Annotated in this window: 2 protein-coding genes; one reads left to right on the top strand and one right to left on the bottom strand. The window is 66.4% G+C overall.

Annotated features, from left to right (window positions below):
* Window positions 1-1233: homoserine dehydrogenase (locus tag DBR12_RS07395; protein ID WP_108616667.1), on the top strand; the 1233-nt coding region annotated here is incomplete at its 5' end.
* A 264-nt stretch (window positions 1234-1497) separates the two neighbouring features.
* Here the strand turns inward: DBR12_RS07395 and DBR12_RS07390 are convergent.
* Window positions 1498-1750: FMN-binding negative transcriptional regulator (locus DBR12_RS07390; protein WP_199226656.1), on the bottom strand; the 253-nt coding region annotated here is incomplete at its 5' end.

Below are 1750 nucleotides of genomic sequence, written 5' to 3'. Positions count from 1 at the left end.
GGCCGGGGCATCAAGCTGGTGGTGGTGTGCGCTCGCAGCCTGGCCCGCGCCATGAGTGTGGTGGGCAAGGACGTGGCCCTGACCAACGACCCCATGCAGGTCGCCACGCACCCCGATGTGGATGTGCTGGTGGAGGCCGCAGGTGGCACCGGCCCTGCGCGCGACTGGGTGCTGGCCGCCATCCGTGCGGGCAAGCATGTGGTCACCGCCAACAAGGCGCTGCTGGCCGAGCATGGCAACGAGGTCTTTGCCGCCGCCCGCCAGCACGGCGTAGCCGTGGCGTATGAGGGCGCGGTGGCGGTGAGCATCCCCATCGTGAAAGCGCTGCGCGAGGGCCTCACGGCCAACCGCATCGAGTGGGTGGCGGGCATCATCAACGGCACCACCAATTTCATCCTGAGCAAGATGCGCGATGAGGGGCTGGGCTTTGCCGAGGCGCTGGCGCAAGCGCAGGCGCTGGGCTATGCCGAGGCGGACCCGACGTTTGACATCGAAGGCTTCGATGCTGCCCACAAGATCTCGCTGCTGGCAGCCAATGCGTTTGGCATGCCGGTACGGTTTGCCGATGCGCAGGTGGAAGGCATCACCGCGCTGCAGGGGCTGGACGTGACCTGCGCCGAGCAGCTGGGCTTTCGCATCAAGCTGCTGGGCGTGGCCAAGCGCCGCATGGGCCGTGACACCGACGGCGTGGAACTGCGCGTGCAGCCCGCGTTGGTGCCCGCCACGCACTTGCTGGCGCAGGTGAATGGCTCGATGAACGCGGTGATGGTCAAGGGCGATGCCTCGGGCGTGACGATGTACTACGGTGCGGGTGCGGGGTCGGAGCAGACAGCATCGGCCGTGATTGCCGACCTGGTGGATGTGGCACGGCTGCAAGGCACGCACGCCGCGCAACGTGTGCCGCACCTGGGTTTCCACGCGGATGCGGTCAACGAAGGGCTGGCCGTGTTGCCGCGCGCCGCCGTGCACACGCGCCACTATCTGCGTGTACCCGTGCACCAGGCCCAGCAGATCGAGGCTGTAGGCGCCTGGTTGGCAGCGCAGCAGTTGCCGGTGCAGCGTGTGGAGCTGGCGCGCGAAAAATCCACGCCCGCAGGTGCAGGCCCACAGGTGCTGGTGCTGACGGACGTGGTGGCACAGGGCATTGTGGACATGGCCGTGCACGCGCTGGCCGCACACCCCGCTGTGGCCGGGCCCGTGGTGACGCTGCGGGTGGAGATGCTCGAGGGATGAGGGGCATGAGGAGCTGCGGCGGGGAAAATCCAATAAAAAATGGCCGTTTCCGCGCGTCTATCAAGCACAAATAGCTATATATTTTGTAGCATTCTTCGCCCGCTAGTGTGGTGTTGCACGCTGGACGGCACAGTTGAAACCGATGGATTTTTGGGTCAGGGCAAGGCGCAAACCACAGCGATACCCGGAGGTATCGCGAGGATTGCCACGCTGCATGGCGGCGTATCTCGGCGTCTCTATGAAACGAATCTCCAACGCCGGACACTAGACCACCAGCGCAGCCCGCACCAAGGCAGCCATGTCCGCAGCCGCCGGTGTTCCCTCGGCCATCAGGCCCTGCACCACGCCTGCGCGGTCCGTGTCGACGCGGTTCTGGCTCACCTTCCAGACGCCCTCCCAGCGCTCCACCGCCAGCTCGATGCCCACGATGGCGCGCAGCATTTTGTCGATGTAGTCGGGCGGTGCATCTTCCAGGCGCCAGGGGTCGGGGCGGTGGAGCGCTGGGAGGGCGTCTGGA

This window comes from Acidovorax sp. HMWF029 (genome assembly GCF_003060895.1).
Lineage (GTDB): Bacteria > Pseudomonadota > Gammaproteobacteria > Burkholderiales > Burkholderiaceae_C > Acidovorax.
Note: the sequence above shows the minus strand (reverse complement) of the source record. Positions and strands in the feature narration are given on the sequence as shown.